The following is a 19,319-nucleotide window of genomic DNA, read 5'->3' as shown; positions in this document are numbered from 1 at the left end:
AAAAACTTGCATTTATACATAAAACAGTGAGTAGTGTTGTGAAAGATATTTTGACAAATACAGAAACACATACATACGGAATTAAAGTGTAATTACAGAATGGACAAATTGGCCGTGTGTAAAGTGTGGGGAATAAGAAAGAGGTCGTCCAACGGTGGACGACCTCTTTCTTATTATGCTTGGTTAGTGCGGAAGAATGGAAGTTTCTGCACAATGTGAATTAATCCGTATGCAAGAATTAAGCACATAAGAGGATTAATGAAAAATCCATAGCGATTAATTGCTAAGAATAAGTTTGAGAAGATAATGTAAATAATAGAACTTGCTACTAGCATCATAACGCGTTTATGTTTAAATGAATTTAGCATGAAGCAGAAGCTGCTCAAGAATGTACCGATGATAAACACTCTATGACATAGTTGCATAAAGTTGTGAATACGGTATTGGTCTACAGCAGGAGCTGTTTTGAATAATTCAATTGTTTTACCGACAGTGAACCAAGAGAACCAATAAGTGAAGTCCGTCTTAAATCCGTTCTTGATTAATTCTTTTGCGTATGCACCTTTGTCATCTAAGCCTTTAGCTCTCATTTCATTTACTATATTTTCATATCCAATTTTATTAAATGGATCTGCACCGGCAATTAGTGGATCTGCACCTTGGGTTGAGAATAAAATAAATTGGTTGAGTGCTAAGTAGTTACGAACAACCCATGCGCCAATAATAAAGAAAGGTCCGATAAACCATAACAATCCGATTCGAATGGAGTCTTTAAATCCATATGTAAATAACACAACAAGAACAGGAATGAGCATCATTGGAGCTGGATTTGGACGGAACATAAGTAAAATTGAAACGACAATTCCAAACCATATATGGAATTTCACTTTATTGTATTTCCATGCGAGAACAAATACATATACACATAACGCCAATAAGAATATAGATGGAACTTCTGTTAGCAATGTACGGAAGTATGTATAGTTACTTGGATAAATAGCATATAAAATACTTGCAACAATTCCATAAATGTTTTTTTCGAACAATTCTTTTCCTATTAAGAATACTAATAGCACTGTGCAAAGGTTCATGATCATGTTAATAACAGTTGCTACGTAATAGTAAGGAATTGATGTAATATCAGAAATAATCATAGCGCCAGCTAATAGTAATGGCTGACCTGGTGTAATATATGCATTTTTTCCTGGAACTTCACTAGGTTCTAAATACACATAACCAAATACACCATGTTTTAATAGTTGTTCAGCTGTTAACGAATAGTTAAAGGCATCATTTGCACCATATGTTACTTTGACTAACTCTCCATCTAATCCCGGCTGTTTTACTAAACAAAAAACGTGCAACAGGAAAGAAAGCGCCAAAATTACATATACCGCTTTAGGCAAACTCTTAAACTTAGTAAGCAAAAATGAGCAACTCCTTTTTTATTAATTCTTTCGTATTTTTATGTGAAATCTTTAATAGTATTAAGGATTTCCAAAACATAGTTATTATATCATAAAGTGGAATGCTGAAATTAAGTTTTTCAAGAATGAGTAATTTGTATGCCACAATTTAACTGTTGATTAAGGGAATATTAAGACAATACATTTATGATAGAAACAAGTATGCAGACGAAATATGTAATATATGTTATTTTAATAGAAATAGTTCTTTCGATGCGGGGGAAATTAAGACATAGAAACGAGGGAATGAATTGAAGTATGGTTCTACACTTTTTCATCTTCCAAAAAGAAATATATTAATTTCTAGCATTATAAGTAGTATGGTGACTTTATTAGTAATAACTATGCTGTTTATGATTTTAAAGGTTTTCAATTTAGACATGATGAAAGATCATTTAAATCAAAAGCTTGTTTTAAGTGTTATGATGATTTTCGTATGGGGCATAACGTTTTATATTACGCATTTCAATAAAAAAGAGATGTCTATACTTAGAGCATCCCTACGAGTGCATTTTATATTATTTTTGCTAGCTCATACAGTAGCGTTATTTTATATTGTCATGCAAGTTAATATGAGTTTCATAGAGGCAATGAATTGGATTTACTTTTATAATATGCAGTTTATATTAAGTTTTGTAGTAATTTATGCAATATATATTCTTGTATATAATTTAATAGGTAAGGTTTTTCTAAGTATGGTTTTAACGAGCTGTACGTTAGTCATTTTATGTATTGTGAATTATTTGAAGCTTATTTTCAGAGGTGATCCGTTATATCCTTCTGATTTTACACAAATTACGCATATGCAATCTGTTATACCGATGGTGATGGACTATTTTAGTTGGAGTTATATTTTTGTCATTATCTTAAGTATCGTAGCTTGTATTGTAGCAGGGATATATATGAGAAGGTATATTCAAAATGTAAAGATTCATCTAGGAATAAGAGCCTTATTAGTAGTAGGATCTATTTTTGTTCTATATGCGTACGGTAATTTTGCGAATACATTTATGAATAAAGTATTTCAAAAATCAGGTGTAGATTTTGTTTTGTGGAATCAAAATGAGAACTATGCTTCAAATGGTTTTGTACTTGGGTTTATTAGCAATTTAGATACAACAGTTATGGAAAAACCAAAAAATTATTCTAAAGAAAATATGCTTCAAATAGCAAACGATATAAAAAAACAATATAGTGGAAATATAGGGAGCCAAAAGAAAAAAGAGAAACCGAATATTATTTTTGTAATGAGTGAATCGTTTTGGGATCCGACGAAAGTAACTAACCTTTCTTTTAGTGAAGATCCTGTACCAAATTTACATCATTATATAGAAAACTTTCCTGGTGGACAAACTATTTCTCCTACATTTGGGGGAAATACGGCGAACGTTGAATTTGAGGCATTAACAAGTTATTCAATGAGTTTGTTAAAGCCAGGTTCTATACCATATCAGCAGGTTATTACAAATAAGAAAGAAATTCCATCAATCCCTACGGCGTTGAAAAAAGAAGGTTATTATACAAGTGCAATTCATTCATTTGGTCGCACATTCTTTAAACGTGATGATGTATATAAGGTGTTAGGGTTTGATAAGTTTAATGCAGAGGACACGATGGAAAATGTGGATATTGATGGAGATTATATTAGTGATTTAGCGATGAGTAAAGAGATAATTGCTGAGTTAGAGAAACAAAAACAACCTACATTTATTCATGCAGTTACGATGCAAAATCATTTTCCATTTACAGAGGGCCGATTTGGTGAAAACCTAATCGAAATTAGCGGTCTAGAAAATGAAGACTCAAAGGGAGAATTAGAGACGTATACAGAAGGATTAAGACGTTCAGATGAGGCTCTTCAATATTTAATAGAGCAACTAGATAATTTTGATAGACCTACATTATTAGTATTCTTTGGAGATCATCTTCCATCATTAGGAACAAATAAATCTTTTTATAAAGAAAATGGGTATATAACGAATGAAAAAACACCGAATGAACGTTTAGCCATGGCGCAAACACCGCTATTAATGTATGCAAACTTTGATATGCCAAATGATAATTTAGGTTTAGTAAGCCCAATTCATTTTTCTAATCTTATTTTTGATTATGCAGGATTAAATAAATCCTTATTTTATCAATTTTTATCGGAATTTTACAAGGAAATACCAGTGCTTAGAGATGAATTAAAAGTTGATAAAAATGGAGAAGTAATCAATGATTTAACAAAGAAACAAAAAGAAATGTTAGAGCAATATAAAATGCTCCAATATGATTTACTCGTCGGAAATCAATATAGTAAAGATATCCTCTTTAAATAAAAGAAACAAAAAGAACTTGTATAACGATACAAGTTCTTTTTTCATAGTATTTAACGGGGTAACCAGACAAGCTGGGTTTAGGGAGTATTACCTGTACATTTAGTATATATGAAAATGTAATCGTTTTATTTGTGTATTTGTGAGAAATATGTGAATTTTATGTTTTGTGAAAAATCGATTGTATTAACTTTCGTTCTTGTATTGCAGTTGTTATGCATGTAAAAATTTTATCAGTTCTTTATTTAATTCATCCGCTTGATCGATTGGTGAACCATGACCACTATTTGTAAGAGCATGTAACTGAGAATTTTTAATTCGTTGTTGCGTAAGCTCGGCACTTTTGTAAGGAATTAGTTGGTCGTGAACGCCGTGGAAGATTTTTGTTGGGACGTTAATTTTATTTAAATCTTTCGTTACATCTTCATTTGCAGCTGCTTGTAAAATTTTTATAAGGGCATAAGAAGCGGACTGCATACCGAGATAAGAAAACCATTCAAGGGTTGCAGCCCCTAAGTTTCTATTAAAAAAGGATAAAGATACATCATTTAAAAATTTTGGTAAATTAGCATACATTTGATTAATGAGAGCATCTGCTTGTTCTTTCGGTACACCGTAAGGGGACTCTTGATTTTTAACGAAAGAGGGGGAGACAGCGTCAATTAATGCGAGCTTAGAAATGCGGCGCCCATTATAGCGAGACATATAGCGAATAGAAAGAGCACCACCAACTGAGAAACCGACTAATGTAGCGTTCTCTACTTGAAGTGCTTCCAGAACAATTGCGATATCATCGGCTAATCGATCATACGTGTAACCAGTCCATGGCTTATCAGATTGCCCATTCCCTCGTATATCCATGGCGATACAGCGAAAGCCATGCTCTGGTAAAACATTGAGTTGATATTGATACATTTGATGATTTAAAGGCCATCCGTGAACGAAGAAAACAGTCTTACTACCTGGACCAGGATTAACGTCTTGCACAAAAATATGCACATCTTTCTCGACAGTAACAAACATAAATTTCCCCCTATTTTATGAATATGCTCTATCCCAAAAGCGTTGTTTTGTCATAGCTTTAATAAATTCATTTGCTAGCCTCGTAGGGTCTTGTTCTATTAGAACACCAGGCTTTCCTTCGATATTTAAAGATTGAATAATAGAAGAGCCGTTTTGGAAGGAGCCAATCGGCTTAAAGTGATTATATGATTCTACGACAAATGAACTTGCTTTGTTAAGAAAATGATCATCCATCTCTCCGCCGATAAGAAGTAATCCATCATAAAGGAGTGGTGAGCCTGTTAAGAAAGTATCATTTACTTCCCACTGTCCATTTGGCGTTCCCTGCACTATGCCTAATCGTTCTGAAACGATCACTGGCAGTTAAAGAGTTTTCATCATTTGAAATTTTAATATCTGTATTTGTTGTCATCTCCTTTCCTTCATTTTCACGCATGAAAGATTGGAGTTGTTCGATCTTTTTATTTTTTTTGCCATCCATAAAAAACACCTCCCATAATATACGTATTAATGATCATAGATTTTATGCTCTGTATATAGTCTAAATATATTGCGTTTTTGGTACGATTTTCCTCAAATGTTCGATTTATCTTTGTTTGTCTATGAAAATCATTTATTATAATAAATGGTATTCTTCGAGATATTATTTTGAAGGGGTGTTGAAGTGAAAGAAAGTTTTCTATCATATAAAGAAGAAGAAAGAAATGCAAAAATCCTTTTATGGGTGTTATATGTCATTGTTATTGTATATCAAATTTTCTATGCAATCGTATTAGAAGATAAATCAATAATGGATAAGGGATACAATATAATATGGCAAGTTATTTGCGGAGTAGCAATACTGTGCGTGAATATATATTTAATGAAAAAAGAGAAGGCAAACCTTGTTAAATATGCATGGATATTTGCATACATAGGGATAGAACTCGCTAATATATTTTCGTATGTTTTTTATAATAAGGCGGCGTTTGATGCGACAAATATAATAGAAATTATTCTCATTTTCTTTGTACCTATATTTTTAAATAAAAAATTCTATGTGTTTTTACTTTCCTCTATTGTAGGAAAATATTTAATTTATTTATTTGTATTAGAGGAAGTAAAAGCATTTATGTTCCTTATTATGTATACACTTATGTTAATAGCTGCATATATCATTTTAAACCGATTTTTACAATATCTTTCAGCTGTAAAGGAAAGTATTGCGATTGCTAGTGAATCACAGAAATTAGCAGTAATCGGAAAAATGGCAGCGACGGTTGGACATGAAATTAAAAATCCACTTGCTTCATTAAAAGGATTTACGCAATTACAACGAGAGAAGCATGAAGAGGATCCTATTTATAAACGTATGATTTTTGAAATAGAAAATATGAATAATATGATAAGTGAGTTAATGGAAGTTTCTACATGCAAACCTTCTATTTATAAGAAACATGATGTAGGAAAAATTGTATTACAAGTAATAACAAGTCTTCGTGAAAAAATAGATGAATTAAACATTCAGTTTATTTCTAATGTGGAAGAAAAAACAATAGAAGTTGAATGTGATGAACGAAAAATAAGAGGAGTCTTTTTATATACGATAAAAAATGCTTTAGAGGCAATGGGACAAGGTGGCATATTACATTTACAATTAGAAAATAAAGGGAAAGAATATGTAATGATCAGTGTGATCGATAATGGTCATGGTATTAAGCAAGAAAACTTACCCCGTGTTACAGAGGCCTTTTATACAACGAAACAAGATAAAATTGGTCTGGGACTGACGGTAGCGAATCGAATTGTCGCCGAGCACCTTGGTGAGTTGCATATTTCAAGTGAAAAAGATACTGGAACGAGAATAGACATCATTCTCCCAAGGAAGTGTGGAAATACTGAAATCCAAGTGGAAGAAAAGCTAGGAGTTACCATATGAATAAAGGCTATATATTTAAAAATGAAGAAATAAAGGCGCTGAAAGCATTTTTAAGTTTATTTTTTATTATATTTTTCGTATATGATCTTGCCTATGAATTTATCGTACCGTTAATCGGTGGAGAGCAAGAAGGTGTAGGAGAGTTTGAAGATGGTTTAGGTTTATGGCTTTACTTTTTGATGGTGGTATTGTTTTGCATTGGAATATACTTTATGAAATGGAAGAATGCTTTTGCGGTAAAGTATATTATTCTAATTGGCTATAATGTATTAGATTGTATCCATAACATTATGATTTATTATGGTAGCGATGCAGAATTTGACGGTGGAAATATAGTAGAAGGATTTTTTATTTTGTTTGCACCAATCTTTGTGAATAAAAGATATTTCTGGTTAGTTCCAGCGATACTTATCGGAAAGTATGCTCTTACAGGAATCATTATTCAATCTTCTCTCGTTTTAATCCCAATGGCATTATATAGCGTATTTACTATCATATGTTGGATTATATTTTTAAGGGTTCAGTCTTACGTTCGTACGCTTGAGATGATGGACAAAGAAATAAAACAGACAGAAAAACTAGCAGCTGTTGGAAAGATGGCAACGGTTATTGGTTATAAGATTAGAAGACCTTTAGCAAACTTAAAAAAACTTGTGAATAAACAAGCAGACAAGCATCCAGAGGATAAAATTTATGTAACTACTCAGCTTCTTCAAATAAAAAAACAGGCCAAATACATGTTTCCGATTCGAAAACATGAAAAGAAAATACTCCAATCAGAGAAAGAATCTATGCCAAATAGAGAAATTCTCTTATGAAGTCGTGTTATTCCAAGGAACCGTTCTAGTTTCTATGACTTGGTTTATCGCTTGTAAGACCGATTGTTTTTGTTTTTTCATGGTACTCATAAAGCTTCGTATCTGACAAAAAGATTCTGCGCCTTTCTTACTTCGGAAAGTCCCAGACACTTTCTGTTTTACTTTCGTCATCCGAATATCCCGTTCTGCTTGATTGTTATCAAATGGAATGGCTGGATGTTCTAAAAACGCTAGAATTCTGTCAGAATACTTGACGAAGCGATTCCATAAATTTTGAGAAGGCGTCTGCTTTCCTTTCTTCTTTTGTTTCGTGGAAAGAATCTGTTGTTCTTTCAATATGGATTGATACATAATAAACAGATTCTTTTGCGTCGCTTTTGGCATGGTACCTTCGGATTGCTTTTTCATCGTCAACGCTTGCGTTAGAAATTTCTGCATCTGTTGTGCCCATTGTTCTCCAGTACTATCTATAATTCCTTGTAAATCTCGTAAGAGATGGGCATTACATAAAACGTGACGACAATCTGTATACGCATCATACGATTTCCAACCATCATGCATCGCAATTCCAGAAAAAGATGGCAAGATTTCTCCAGCATCCATTGCTTCTTTTCCACGTTTTTGATGAATATGTTGCAATGTCACCTCCGGTGTACTGGCAGTATGTAACCATTGTGTTTTGTTTTCTACACGCATACCAGTTTCATCAAAATGGACAACAGGAGACTGCAGAATCTTTTCCTTTACTTCTTTTATGAATGGCTGCAATTGAGAAGCGAAAGCCTGTGTATGATTTACCAGGGTTCCTTCGCTTATAGAATGTCCAAAACAATCCTGAAAGAATTCTTTTGTTCGCTTCAAAGAAATGCATTGATAATGCGTTAAATAGGGAATCAGTCTTTTTATATTTGGACCATATTGAACAGGACGAGATACTGTCGAAGGAAATTGGGCTTCTTGGATAGAATGGCAATGTGGGCATTCTTTCTGTTCTACTTTATGTTCTGTCACTTCGATCTGAATAGGTGGTAAGTCATACACTTGGCGAATGCGATACCCTTTTACAGGCTCGTGGTTCAAGGAAGTATGACAACAAGTACAATATGTAGGAGAATGTGTAATCGTATGATCTGGAGTCGCTGTCAAACCAAGAGTATGTCCCTTGTGGCCCAACTGGCCACCCGTTTGACGATGAGACGGTTTGCGCAAACTTTTTGTAACGGGCTTACCCAAACCATCTGTAGAAGGTGGCTTATGACTATTTTTGGAGTTTTTTTTTGAAGCATTTTCTAGTTCTTGTATACGTTTTTCTAACTTAGAAAATGTTTCTTCAAATAAAGAAATAACAGCTTCAGGTCCTTTTTTATATGTATCTAAAATAATTTTTCGATCGACCATAAGATTCACCTCCCCTGTTTGATATACTCAGTATTTACAAATGGGAGGCATATGAAACTAGTAAAATTTAAAAAAGACACCGAAAGGTGGCTGAGTAGTTACAAATTTATAGTGATATTATGAAACAAGAAGTAGATCGGATTCATATAATTGCTACAGAACTTAGTGGATTTGAGAAATCTAAATCACTAGAATCAGAAACTCATAACATACAAGAAATTATCTCTTATGTTATTCGAGTTATGGAAAAGCCTGCTTTAAAACAAGGAGTCCACATACAGGGTATTTACAGTAAAGACTTACCATCAATTACATGTGATGAAAAACGATTAAAACAGGTCTTTTTTAATTTAATCAAAAATGCAATTGAAGCAATGTCAGTTGGCGGAACAATTACGATTAAAGTTACTGTAAAAGATGGAATCATCGTTCAAGTGAAAGATGAGGGATGCGGCATTCCGAAAGATAAAATTCCAAAGTTAAATGAAGCCTTTTATACAACGAAAGAAACAGGAACTGGTCTAGGTTTAGTAGTTACAGAAAAAATTATTAAAGACCACAACGGTAAAATGAGTTTTGAAAGTGAAGTTGGGGTTGGAACGACGGTTGAAGTTATGTTACCACTGCATTAACTACAAAAAACATCACTTATTTGGAAGTGATGTTTTTGTGTTCTTCTTAGGTAGACGTTCTAACAAAGAGGACGATAACGAAAAATAATATATTGATAGTGTAAAAAGAAAATAATGGATGTTTTACTATGAAAAATATATAATGGCTTTGTCTGTTATTTGTTGTAGTTCATTTATATTTCTATTTGTTGACCCGAATCTCGGGTCTTTTTTTTTATGAAATGAATTGCTATATGTCAGTGATTAGAAAAATAGAATATATATTCATGCTGTAATACTGGTAGCACCAGTAAACTCGGTGCTACCAGTAGGTTCGTTTTCCGGCACAACGAAAGCATTTACGTTGGTACAGGTGGTGCTTTCGCATTTCTCTATTTTTCTGTGGTCGATTGTATTGTGTATATAAATTTAAAAAATGATAGCGTTAGAGCCACCATTTCTCCTGCGGAAGCAAAATAACATCCACATCAAAATTCTCTTTAAACCAATCATACATCAATGTCTCTTTCACTAAATATTCAGAGGCAGAGTGTGACACACCAATTAGAGACATATTCGTTTCTTTTACATAATCCATAATGAGCGAGTATTTATGTCTGCCGTAATCATTGTCGATATGGCAATGGATTTCTCCTGTAATATATGCTTCAGCACCTTTTTCTTCTGCTTCCTTCATTAAAGATACAACATCGCCACATCCAGCGATAATTGCGATTTTTTTGATGGAATCATGTCGTTTACCTTCGAAGTCTGTGTAAGGAATCTGGAAGAGTTGTTTTAAATGTTTTTGGAGTGCTTCTGTTGATGTTTCATCTATTTCACAAATAAGGCCAACTGGTTCTTGCTCTGGACCTCCATATGCAAAGTCGTCCACTACAGTAGAGTTTAATGCTTTTGCAATTGAAATACTCGTTCCATGTGTTTGATGAAAATCCATTGGTACGTGACATGTATATATAGAAAGTTGTTTTTCTTTTATTCCTTGCAAATATTTTTCAGGAATTGGTATGAAACCGCGGCCTGATCTTCCAAGCGGATCACCGCACTCCATTACAAGGGGATGGTGCATAAAGAGTAAATCACCGGGTGTGGATTGTGAAATGAATGTTTCAAGAACGTCATCTGTAGGGAATACAGCTAAAAATACTTTGTTTACATTTTCAGATCCGTGCATCATAAGGCCGTTACATAAATCTACAAAATTTGCTTCGAAAAATTGTTGCCAAGGAAATTTGATAGGATCATATACGGCTGGGATAAATCGACTAAAGGCACTATCTTTTCCGTATTTTTCAATTTGGAATAAGTGATCGAGTGATTGCTCTATTTTTTTTAAGGCTGGCATGTTTGATAATCCTCCTTAAGATGATTCTTGCTTTATGAGTTGTTTGTATTCTTCGTAGCAAAATAAGAAGCGGATAGGAAACAAATAAAACCTAGAATCCAGCTAATAGAAGGAGAATAGGGAAGTACATGCTGTAATAGCATTCCGCTAGAAATGAAGAAACTACTAAATACACCTAATAACATGGGATATCGTTGTAGTTTGAAGACAGATAGTAAACATCCTTTCTCCTGCATGAACTACTCATAAAAGCTCGATTGCTGAAACTTTATCACATACATTGTATATTAGTCTTAATTTTCTGTATATAACTTTTAAGAAAAATGGTGATACAATATATGAATGATAAGAGAAGAGAGGATGAAGATTAACATATGTACGTTACTGTAACAGAAGCAGCATATAAAAAGATTATGGATACGATTCCAAGTGAAGCGAAATATATAAAGTTATTTTATGATAATGAAGGTTGCGGTTGTGTTATGAGCGGAATCATCGATTTAGTAGCTGTAGCAGAGAAAGATGAGCGCGATGTGGATATTGAATCAAGCACAATGAATTTTATCGCTGATCGTACAAAGCTTGTATTTATGGACGATAAGTTAACGGTTGATTGGCATGAAGGTGGAGGAACTTTTCAGTTGAAGAGCCCAAGCCAGTTTTATAATCCAAATATGAAATTACACGTTCGAGTATAGTAAAGGTGAGTCCAAAATGTATTTTGGACTCACTTTTTTTATTTTATAAGTCGCTATTATTGTCGATAAGTCGATATATTGAAAAAATCGCTGATATAAATGGAGTTGCGCCGATATATTCAGAAAATCGACGATATAATTTCATTTACCAAAACGTTTCATATAATAAAAAGATTTTTTCACATAATGAAATGTACATGTGATTGAATTTTCTGTATAATCTTCTTTGCGGAGGGGATACGCATGAGAAGATGGGGAATTGAGTTATTAATTTTAAGTGTTGTTATTATTTGGGGGATTAACTATACAATTGCGAAGTATGGACTTTTAGAATTTACAGCAATTGAGTTTACTGCACTTCGTATGATGGCGGCGGCACCGCTTCTGTTACTCCTTACCTTTTGTATTGAAAAGTCGGTTTATATGGAGCGAACGGATATACCTAGATTAATTATCGTTAGCGTTGTAGGTATTGTACTGTATCAAACGTTATTTATGGAAACTGTCAAATATACATCCGCTACAAATGCCTCTTTACTCATTTCTATTTCACCTATTTTTACAACTGCATTTGCGATTTTCTTGAAACAAGAAAAGTTTTCTTCTCGAAAGTTAATCGGTTCTATGACTGCCTTTGTTGGTGCAGCCTTAGTTTTAGTAGCAGGACATTCACTTACTAGTTCTTTTTATGGCAATGGAATTGGACTTATTACATCAATATGCTGGGGGCTTTATCCTGTTTTAGCAGGACCATTAATTAAAAAATATTCAGCATTACGTGTTACTGCATGGTCTGCATTAGTGGGTGCGATTCCGCTATTATTGTTAAGTGGTCCACATGTGTTTGTCATGCCATTTCACATTACTCACGGAATGACACTATTTGCTTTACTATATTCTATTTTCTTTGTAACAGTATTTGGTCTAGTAATGTGGTATGTTGGTGTTCAAAAAATTGGGGCGTCACATACGATGGTATATATGTATATAACGCCGCTTGTAGCGGTTCTATTTGCAGCTGTCTGGGCAAATGAATATGTATCGTTTCAACAAATCATCGGTGGAATTATCATTTTTGTCGGTCTATGGTTTGTGAAATCGGAGAAAGTAAAAGTTCATTCTATTGCAGGGGAACCTATATCAAAATAGGAAAACAGATCACCTATGATCTGCTTTCCTATTTTTTTATTTTTGGTAAGAAGATGAGAAACAAGATAGCAGTAATAAGTGGAATTAAGTTTAAAAATGGAATACGGAAGAGTGTAATAAGAATAATACCTGGAAGAAGAACACCGAGGACAGCGTAAAAAATGCTATGATTTTTCGTGTACCAATACAATGAAAGTCCAATAAGTGCAGGGATAATGAGGTGAATGAGAGCCATTAAAAAATAAATCATTAGACGCCCCCTTTATTTGTGTGCTTATTACATCATATCCGTATGATCATAGATTGATATCATTTTTTTCATAAATGGACGAAAAAAGTTTGAAAAACCGTCACAAAATATGAGAATATGATGTTTGAAATCTTGTATAATATTATTTTCTAAAAACATTTAAACAACATAAACATACTGTTTATGTTGTTTTTAATTTGAATGAAATGAATGTAAGGAATATGAATTTGAAAGAAATTTTTTGTTGGATAGATAAGAACGAATGAAGAGAGGTACAGCATGATTAGTATGTCACTAAGATCATTTAAAATCCAATCGTATTATATACTAGGTATTTTGTTACTAGGTTGGATGTTAACACCGTTTTCAGCACACTTTTTAGGCGCTGGAATTGGGCTTATTGTAAGTATGTATTGCGTTTGGCTTTTAGGCAGAAGAATTGAGAAGCTTGGAGATAGTATTGTAAAGAAGACGAAAGCACCGACACTCGGTATGTTTAACCGTTTTGCAGCTGCCATTTTGGGTGCTATTATTATGTACGAAATTGAGCACCACATGGTTATGTGGGCGTTTGCAGTAGGGATTATGGGTGGGTATTTCTTAATCGTTGTGAATTTAGGTTACTATAGCATGAAAGATGAGAAAGAACTAACAAAGAGCTAAAAAGATAAAAGACTTCTTTTTAGATGGAATAGATGATCCAGTCACGAATAGAAGCGGTCAGGGCCTTTTTTAGCCCCATACGATGTGAAACCCGAGAGATGTAGTGAGTAGGGATATAATGTATATATTCGAAGCTGTAATTTTATAATCTAGGTCACAGATGAAGAGATTAGCGTTTCACTTTATATAAGATATAGAAAGAAGCTTACGTTTTCACGTAAGCTTCTTTTTTATGTAAGTGTGTGTAACCGTTAAGCCGCATTGGGTTTTGTCGGTGAGTACGCGAAACTTTACGGTTACACGACACTTATTCATATGAGTAAAGGGTTATTCCAACAGAAAGTTTTAATTTAAGCGATTGGACCGCCTAAGTTAATAATGTCTTCAGATACGCTGTCGAACTTTTTGAAGTTAGCTTTGAATTCATTTGCAAGTTCGATTGCTTTTGCTTTGTAAGCAGCTTTATCAGCCCAAGTTTGTTCAGGCATTAACACTTCGTCAGGTACACCTGGTACGTGAAGTGGAACTTCAAGACCGAAGATATCATGTTTAGCTGTTTCAGTTTTTGCAAGTTCACCGTTTAATGCAGCTTGAATCATTGCACGAGTGTAACCTAAGTTCATACGTTTACCAACGCCGTATTCGCCACCAGTCCAGCCAGTGTTTACTAAGAATACTTTCGCATCGTGTTTCTCGATTTTTTCACCAAGCATTTCAGCGTAGCGAGATGCATCAAGTGGTAAGAATGGTGAACCGAAGCAAGTTGAGAATGTAGCTTGCGGAGAAGTAACGCCGCGCTCTGTTCCTGCTAGTTTACTAGTGTAACCACTTAAGAAATGATACATAGCTTGCTCTTTTGATAACTTACTGATTGGAGGCAATACGCCAGATGCATCAGCAGTTAAGAAAATAATTGTATTTGGGTGTCCAGCAACACTTGGCAGTACGATATTGTCGATCGCATGCATAGGGTATGCAGCACGAGTATTTTCTGTTAAAGTAGTATCGTTGTAGTCGGCGATACGTGTTTGGTCATTAATGATAACGTTTTCTAAAACAGATCCAAATGTGATTGCATCGAAAATTTGTGGTTCTTTCTCGTGAGAAAGGTTTACACATTTCGCGTAGCAACCGCCTTCAATATTGAATACACCGTTATCAGACCAACCGTGCTCATCATCACCGATTAGTTTACGGTTTGGATCAGCAGATAATGTTGTTTTACCTGTTCCAGATAAACCGAAGAATAGTGCTACGTCGCCTTCTTCACCTACGTTTGCAGAGCAATGCATAGAAAGAATATCTTGTTCAGGTAATAAGAAGTTCATAATAGAGAAGATTGATTTTTTCATTTCTCCAGCGTATTCTGTACCACCAATTAGTACGATACGTTTTTCGAATGAAACCATAATGAATGCTTCAGAGTTTGTACCGTCAACAGCTGGATCAGCTTTGAAATTCGGTGCAGAAACAATTGTGAACTCTGATTCATGAGTTGTTAATTCTTCTTCAGTTGGACGAATGAATAATTGATGTACAAATAAATTGTGCCATGCATATTCGTTAATAACTTGAATTGGTAGGCGGTAATTGCGGTCAGCGCCTGCAAATCCTTTGAAGACGAATAACTCTTCTTTTTCTTTTAAGTATTCTAAAACTTTAGTATATAATTTATTAAAATGTTCTTCAGAAATCGGTTGGTTCACAGCTCCCCAAGCAATTTTGTCAGCAACCGATGCTTCTTTCACAATAAATTTATCTTTAGGAGAACGTCCTGTATATTTTCCAGTTGAAGCAGAAACGGCACCAGTCGAAGTTAATTTCCCTTCATTTCGCATTAATACTTTTTCCACTAATTGCGGAACACTTAGTTGAATCTGTGCATTGCTTCCGTTCAATAATTCGTGTAAACCAATTTGGACATTCACAGTACTCATATTTATATACCATCCTTTTCATTTAATGAAATATTTCTCGTAATCCCCAACAAGAGTATAACACAATTATATAAATAATGTATACTATTTATTTCTTTTTGTTTGTGTGAATGCATTATTTCCCTATTAATATTTCATTTCAGGCGTATTGAGAAAAACTTTCAGGAAAATGTGAATATTAATTGACAAATGAATATCATTTCTTTAGTATAGGTTGGGACGGATACTCTCTTATCCCGAGCTGGCGGAGGGACAGGCCCGATGAAGCCCAGCAACCTCACTTGTAGTGGTAAATACAGGTGAATAGGTGCTAAAACCTGTGCGAGGCTACAGGTCTCGAACGATAAGAGCGAAGGGCAAAAAGCAGTATGCAAGTAGCAAATTAAACCTTTCCTCTATGTAAAGTAGGAAAGGTTTTTCTGTATGCTTGTGTGGGAGAATAAATGTATGTCGCAGTTTGTGGCAAATTAAGGATGAGTTCCGTACAATATATACAATTACTGTAGGGAGGTTTACCACATGACAAAAAAACGTCATCTGTTCACATCTGAGTCTGTAACTGAAGGACATCCAGATAAAATTTGTGACCAAATTTCTGATTCAATTTTAGATGCGATCTTATCAAAAGACGCAAATGCACGTGTAGCTTGTGAAACAACTGTAACAACTGGTTTAGTATTGGTAGCGGGGGAAATTACGACTTCTACTTACGTAGATATTCCAAAAATCGTTCGTGAAACAATTCAAGGCATTGGTTACACACGCGCAAAATACGGATTCGATGCAGAAACTTGTGCAGTTTTAACATCTATCGATGAGCAATCTGCTGACATCGCTATGGGTGTTGACCAAGCGCTAGAAGCACGCGAAGGTCAAATGACTGACGCTGAGATTGAGGCAATTGGTGCAGGAGACCAAGGTTTAATGTTTGGTTTCGCATGTAATGAAACACAAGAGTTAATGCCACTTCCAATCTCGCTTGCTCACAAATTAGCTCGCCGTTTAACTGAAGTACGTAAAGATGATACATTATCATACTTACGTCCGGATGGAAAAACGCAAGTTACAGTTGAGTATGATGAAAATGGTAAACCAGTACGTGTTGATACTATCGTAATTTCTACACAACATCACCCAGATGTTACATGGGAAGAAATCGATCGCGACTTAAAAGAGCACGTAATTAAAGCTGTAGTACCAGCAGAATTAATGGATGGAGAAACGAAATTCTTCATTAACCCAACTGGCCGCTTCGTAATTGGTGGACCACAAGGTGATGCTGGTTTAACAGGACGTAAAATCATCGTTGATACTTACGGTGGATACGCTCGCCACGGTGGCGGTGCATTCTCTGGTAAAGATGCAACGAAAGTTGACCGTTCTGCAGCATATGCAGCTCGTTATGTTGCGAAAAACATCGTAGCAGCTGGTCTTGCTGAAAAAGCAGAAGTACAACTTGCATACGCAATCGGTGTAGCACAACCAGTATCAATTTCAGTTGATACATTCGGCACTGGTAAAGTATCTGAAGACGTACTAGTAGAGCTAGTTCGTAACAACTTCGATCTTCGCCCAGCTGGTATTATTAAAATGCTAGACTTACGTCGCCCAATTTACAAACAAACAGCAGCTTACGGCCACTTCGGACGTACTGATGTAGATCTATCATGGGAACGTACAGACAAAGCAGCAGCTTTAAAAGAGCAAGCTGGTCTATAATATATGAAAAAAAGCTTTGCGCGGTGAGCGCAAAGCTTTTTTTATTTCGTTTTACTTATAATTTGAATACATGATTTGCAATATACTTCTCCATCTAGCTCAATATACTTTTTCATATTAGTCATGCCACTTGCTGGAAATGGCATATGAATCCATGCCTTTTCATATGCTTATATTTCCTTTTCACATGATTTACAAAGGATTGATTTCTTCTGGAACATATGTAATCAACCTTTCATTTGACGTGCTTTACCTGCGCAAAATGCACTACTTAGTAAAAATAGTGTCGCGAATATAATGCTTACTAATGTAGCGTATGGAATTGCGCCTTTTAAGGAAAAGCCGACAGTGATTGAAGCGATGAATAAGAGGATAAATGTTGTTGTTAATTTTTTATAAAGTTCCATACTATGTAGACCTCCAATTTATTTTTTAGTACAAGTTTTAAAATTGAATTCTATTATGTAGAAAATATAAAGAGTAGCTAAAGAAGTGTAGTCTAGGAGTATAAGAAAGGGCACTTTCCTTTTTGTGGGTTAGTATACTTATATTGTATCATGGCGCATGATTGGCTTCATACATAATTGTGTAAAGGTATGTATGATAAAATGAAGAAAAGTCTTTAAGAAAGGAAAGATAAAAAATGAGTGTAACTGAACATAAAAAACAAGCTCCAAAAGAAGTGCGTTGCAAGATCGTGACGATTTCCGATACACGTACGGAAGAAACAGATAAGAGCGGACAACTATTACATGAATTGTTAAAAGAAGCGGGACATAAAGTAACTTCTTATGAAATTGTAAAAGATGATAAAGAAAGTATTCAGCAAGCAGTGTTAGCTGGTTATCATAAGGAAGATGTAGATGTTGTATTAACAAATGGCGGTACTGGTATTACGAAACGCGATGTCACAATTGAAGCAGTATCAGCGTTATTAGATAAAGAAATTGTTGGATTTGGTGAGCTGTTCCGTATGATTAGTTATTTAGAAGATATCGGAAGCAGCGCAATGTTAAGTAGAGCGATTGGTGGTACAATTGGGCGCAAAGTAGTCTTCTCGATGCCAGGGTCTAGCGGAGCGGTTCGCCTTGCGATGAATAAATTAATTTTACCGGAATTAGGTCATATTACATTTGAGCTGCATCGCCAATGAGTAAGTATGCTGGAATTGTATTAGCAGGTGGTATGTCGAGTAGATTCGGTGAGCCGAAAGCGTTAGCAATTTGGAAGGGAACTACTTTTGTTGAGCATATTGTGAAAGTGATGGGAAATACTTTGCAAGACATTGTAGTAATTAGCCATATTGATATAAAAGAGCGAGTAGAGCAATTCGTACAAGTACCTGTTATAGAAGACATTCCGCACTATAAAGGGAATGGACCGCTGGCCGGCATTGTATCAGGAATGGAATACATAGAAGCAGATTGGTACGCTATTATGCCTTGCGATGCACCAAACGTGTCGCATGAATGGTTTACCATTTTACTAGAGCAAACGAACAATGAATATGATGCGGTTGTACCTATTATTAATGGAAGAAAACAACCGCTACTTGCGGCGTATCATAACCGCGTGAAAGAAAAGATTTATGCTTTACTTCAGGAAGAAAAAAGAAGTATGGGGCAGCTTTTATCACAATGTAATGTGAAGTATGTTTCTGGAGAAGATGTACAAGCGAATGCGGATTGGTTTATAAATGTAAATACGAAAGAAGAATATGTGCAGGCTCAAAAAGACCTTTCAAATGAATGAAAGGTTTTTTTGATATACAGAATTGGGGAACAATTGCTGTATAAAGGTATGTGAGTGAGTTGATTTTAAGGGGAATTCTTAAAATCATTATACAGTTAAAACACTGTATAACCATATATTAATTTTTATGGGTTTTTATTACAAGTCTGTTTAGTTATGTTTATTTTTGATATAATTAATATGGAAATAAAACAATGCTTAACCTTATGTATCATTTATTAAACTAAAATTTA

Annotated in this window: 16 protein-coding genes, 5 pseudogenes and 1 riboswitch; of the genes and pseudogenes, 11 read left to right on the top strand and 10 right to left on the bottom strand. The window is 34.7% G+C overall.

The genetic code is table 11. The features are described 5' to 3' along the window. Positions 1–20: 20 nt before the first annotated feature. A pseudogene (locus MHH55_RS18255) lies at positions 21–92 on the top strand (DUF2196 domain-containing protein); the annotation flags it as partial. An 81-nt stretch (positions 93–173) separates the two neighbouring features. On the opposite strand, the gene MHH55_RS18250 reads toward MHH55_RS18255, so the two are convergent. After that, positions 174–1,427, bottom strand: a complete 1,254-nt coding sequence (locus MHH55_RS18250; RefSeq protein ID WP_000956221.1) for a glycosyltransferase family 39 protein — start codon at positions 1,425–1,427, stop codon at positions 174–176. A 290-nt stretch (positions 1,428–1,717) separates the two neighbouring features. Between MHH55_RS18250 and MHH55_RS18245 the strand changes: the two genes are divergently transcribed. Then, positions 1,718–3,787 (top strand): LTA synthase family protein, encoded by a 2,070-nt coding sequence (locus MHH55_RS18245; RefSeq protein ID WP_000873634.1) that lies wholly within the window; start codon positions 1,718–1,720, stop codon positions 3,785–3,787. A gap of 210 nt (positions 3,788–3,997) precedes the next feature. On the opposite strand, the gene MHH55_RS18240 is transcribed toward MHH55_RS18245, so the two are convergent. The 3 genes and pseudogenes from MHH55_RS18240 to MHH55_RS18230 all read right to left on the bottom strand — a co-directional run bounded on the left by MHH55_RS18240 (position 3,998) and on the right by MHH55_RS18230 (position 5,288). Then, positions 3,998–4,807 carry an alpha/beta fold hydrolase gene (locus MHH55_RS18240; protein ID WP_000498278.1) on the bottom strand — a complete coding sequence of 270 codons (810 nt, stop codon included), beginning with the start codon at positions 4,805–4,807 and terminating at the stop codon, positions 3,998–4,000. A gap of 15 nt (positions 4,808–4,822) precedes the next feature. Further along, a pseudogene (locus MHH55_RS18235) lies at positions 4,823–5,167 on the bottom strand (catalase); the annotation flags it as partial. Next, a complete protein-coding gene (locus MHH55_RS18230) occupies positions 5,100–5,288 on the bottom strand; it encodes a catalase (protein ID WP_078186551.1) in 189 nt (62 codons plus the stop codon). The gene MHH55_RS18230 and the pseudogene MHH55_RS18235, both read right to left, overlap by 68 nt. Positions 5,289–5,471: 183 nt before the next feature. Here MHH55_RS18230 and MHH55_RS18225 point away from each other — a divergent pair, with 183 nt between their 5' ends. Both MHH55_RS18225 and MHH55_RS18220 read left to right on the top strand, forming a co-directional pair. After that, positions 5,472–6,725 (top strand): ATP-binding protein, encoded by a 1,254-nt coding sequence (locus MHH55_RS18225; protein WP_078186552.1) that lies wholly within the window; start codon positions 5,472–5,474, stop codon positions 6,723–6,725. Beyond that, positions 6,722–7,420: pseudogene (locus MHH55_RS18220) on the top strand (ATP-binding protein); the annotation flags it as partial. The gene MHH55_RS18225 and the pseudogene MHH55_RS18220, both read left to right, overlap by 4 nt. A 117-nt stretch (positions 7,421–7,537) precedes the next feature. On the opposite strand, the gene tnpC reads toward MHH55_RS18220, so the two are convergent. After that, the gene (gene tnpC, locus MHH55_RS18215; protein WP_100910632.1) at positions 7,538–8,941 is read right to left on the bottom strand and encodes an IS66 family transposase; all 1,404 of its coding nucleotides are present in this window, start codon (positions 8,939–8,941) and stop codon (positions 7,538–7,540) included. A gap of 101 nt (positions 8,942–9,042) precedes the next feature. Here tnpC and MHH55_RS18210 point away from each other — a divergent pair. Further along, a pseudogene (locus MHH55_RS18210) lies at positions 9,043–9,573 on the top strand (ATP-binding protein); the annotation flags it as partial. A 424-nt stretch (positions 9,574–9,997) separates the two neighbouring features. On the opposite strand, the gene MHH55_RS18205 reads toward MHH55_RS18210, so the two are convergent. Next, positions 9,998–10,918, bottom strand: a complete 921-nt coding sequence (locus MHH55_RS18205; protein WP_071740516.1) for a Nif3-like dinuclear metal center hexameric protein — start codon at positions 10,916–10,918, stop codon at positions 9,998–10,000. A 374-nt stretch (positions 10,919–11,292) separates the two neighbouring features. On the opposite strand from MHH55_RS18205, the gene MHH55_RS18200 reads away from it, so the two are divergent. Beyond that, positions 11,293–11,616 (top strand): iron-sulfur cluster biosynthesis family protein, encoded by a 324-nt coding sequence (locus tag MHH55_RS18200; protein ID WP_000289570.1) that lies wholly within the window; start codon positions 11,293–11,295, stop codon positions 11,614–11,616. A 243-nt stretch (positions 11,617–11,859) separates the two neighbouring features. Then, the gene (locus tag MHH55_RS18195) at positions 11,860–12,765 is read left to right on the top strand and encodes a DMT family transporter (RefSeq protein ID WP_001255411.1); all 906 of its coding nucleotides are present in this window, start codon (positions 11,860–11,862) and stop codon (positions 12,763–12,765) included. Between the two features lie 28 nt (positions 12,766–12,793). On the opposite strand, the gene MHH55_RS18190 is transcribed toward MHH55_RS18195, so the two are convergent. Next, positions 12,794–13,015, bottom strand: coding sequence for a hypothetical protein (locus MHH55_RS18190; protein WP_000639042.1), 222 nt, complete (start codon positions 13,013–13,015; stop codon positions 12,794–12,796). Positions 13,016–13,294: 279 nt separating this feature from the next. Between MHH55_RS18190 and MHH55_RS18185 the strand changes: the two genes are divergently transcribed. Continuing rightward, positions 13,295–13,678, top strand: coding sequence for an ATP synthase subunit I (locus MHH55_RS18185; protein ID WP_000624926.1), 384 nt, complete (start codon positions 13,295–13,297; stop codon positions 13,676–13,678). 350 nt (positions 13,679–14,028) lie between these two features. Here the strand turns inward: MHH55_RS18185 and pckA are convergent, their stop codons facing one another. Next, complete coding sequence (pckA, locus tag MHH55_RS18180) at positions 14,029–15,615, bottom strand: phosphoenolpyruvate carboxykinase (ATP) (RefSeq protein WP_000108802.1); 1,587 nt, start codon at positions 15,613–15,615, stop codon at positions 14,029–14,031. A 228-nt stretch (positions 15,616–15,843) separates the two neighbouring features. Next, a riboswitch (SAM riboswitch) is annotated at positions 15,844–15,965 on the top strand. Positions 15,966–16,134: 169 nt separating this feature from the next. Here pckA and metK point away from each other — a divergent pair. Next, a complete protein-coding gene (gene metK / locus MHH55_RS18175) occupies positions 16,135–17,334 on the top strand; it encodes a methionine adenosyltransferase (protein WP_000163123.1) in 1,200 nt (399 codons plus the stop codon). Between the two features lie 41 nt (positions 17,335–17,375). On the opposite strand, the pseudogene MHH55_RS18170 reads toward metK, so the two are convergent. Next, a pseudogene (locus MHH55_RS18170) lies at positions 17,376–17,555 on the bottom strand (hypothetical protein). A 6-nt stretch (positions 17,556–17,561) separates the two neighbouring features. Continuing rightward, positions 17,562–17,741 carry a hypothetical protein gene (locus MHH55_RS18165; protein ID WP_000424797.1) on the bottom strand — a complete coding sequence of 60 codons (180 nt, stop codon included), beginning with the start codon at positions 17,739–17,741 and terminating at the stop codon, positions 17,562–17,564. A 236-nt stretch (positions 17,742–17,977) separates the two neighbouring features. On the opposite strand from MHH55_RS18165, the gene MHH55_RS18160 reads away from it, so the two are divergent. Together MHH55_RS18160 and MHH55_RS18155 are read left to right on the top strand one after the other, a co-directional pair. Continuing rightward, positions 17,978–18,487 (top strand): MogA/MoaB family molybdenum cofactor biosynthesis protein, encoded by a 510-nt coding sequence (locus MHH55_RS18160; RefSeq protein ID WP_000117124.1) that lies wholly within the window; start codon positions 17,978–17,980, stop codon positions 18,485–18,487. Then, positions 18,484–19,086, top strand: coding sequence for a molybdenum cofactor guanylyltransferase (locus MHH55_RS18155; protein ID WP_078186554.1), 603 nt, complete (start codon positions 18,484–18,486; stop codon positions 19,084–19,086). Before MHH55_RS18160 ends, MHH55_RS18155 begins: the two co-directional genes overlap by 4 nt. Positions 19,087–19,319 lie beyond the last annotated feature (233 nt).

Source organism: Bacillus sp. FSL K6-2944 (genome assembly GCF_038005385.1).
GTDB lineage: Bacteria > Bacillota > Bacilli > Bacillales > Bacillaceae_G > Bacillus_A > Bacillus_A cereus.
This window is presented reverse-complemented; position numbering and strand designations above follow the sequence as displayed.

Coding starts and splice junctions, on each gene's coding strand:
- MHH55_RS18240 (WP_000498278.1), bottom strand. CDS start 4,807: ATGTTTGTTACTGTCGAGAAAGATGTGCATATTTTTGTGCAAGACGTT.
- MHH55_RS18230 (WP_078186551.1), bottom strand. CDS start 5,288: ATGGATGGCAAAAAAAATAAAAAGATCGAACAACTCCAATCTTTCATG.
- tnpC (WP_100910632.1), bottom strand. CDS start 8,941: ATGGTCGATCGAAAAATTATTTTAGATACATATAAAAAAGGACCTGAA.
- MHH55_RS18205 (WP_071740516.1), bottom strand. CDS start 10,918: ATGCCAGCCTTAAAAAAAATAGAGCAATCACTCGATCACTTATTCCAA.
- MHH55_RS18200 (WP_000289570.1), top strand. CDS start 11,293: ATGTACGTTACTGTAACAGAAGCAGCATATAAAAAGATTATGGATACG.
- MHH55_RS18195 (WP_001255411.1), top strand. CDS start 11,860: ATGAGAAGATGGGGAATTGAGTTATTAATTTTAAGTGTTGTTATTATT.
- MHH55_RS18190 (WP_000639042.1), bottom strand. CDS start 13,015: ATGATTTATTTTTTAATGGCTCTCATTCACCTCATTATCCCTGCACTT.
- MHH55_RS18185 (WP_000624926.1), top strand. CDS start 13,295: ATGATTAGTATGTCACTAAGATCATTTAAAATCCAATCGTATTATATA.
- pckA (WP_000108802.1), bottom strand. CDS start 15,615: ATGAGTACTGTGAATGTCCAAATTGGTTTACACGAATTATTGAACGGA.
- metK (WP_000163123.1), top strand. CDS start 16,135: ATGACAAAAAAACGTCATCTGTTCACATCTGAGTCTGTAACTGAAGGA.
- MHH55_RS18165 (WP_000424797.1), bottom strand. CDS start 17,741: ATGGAACTTTATAAAAAATTAACAACAACATTTATCCTCTTATTCATC.
- MHH55_RS18160 (WP_000117124.1), top strand. CDS start 17,978: ATGAGTGTAACTGAACATAAAAAACAAGCTCCAAAAGAAGTGCGTTGC.
- MHH55_RS18155 (WP_078186554.1), top strand. CDS start 18,484: ATGAGTAAGTATGCTGGAATTGTATTAGCAGGTGGTATGTCGAGTAGA.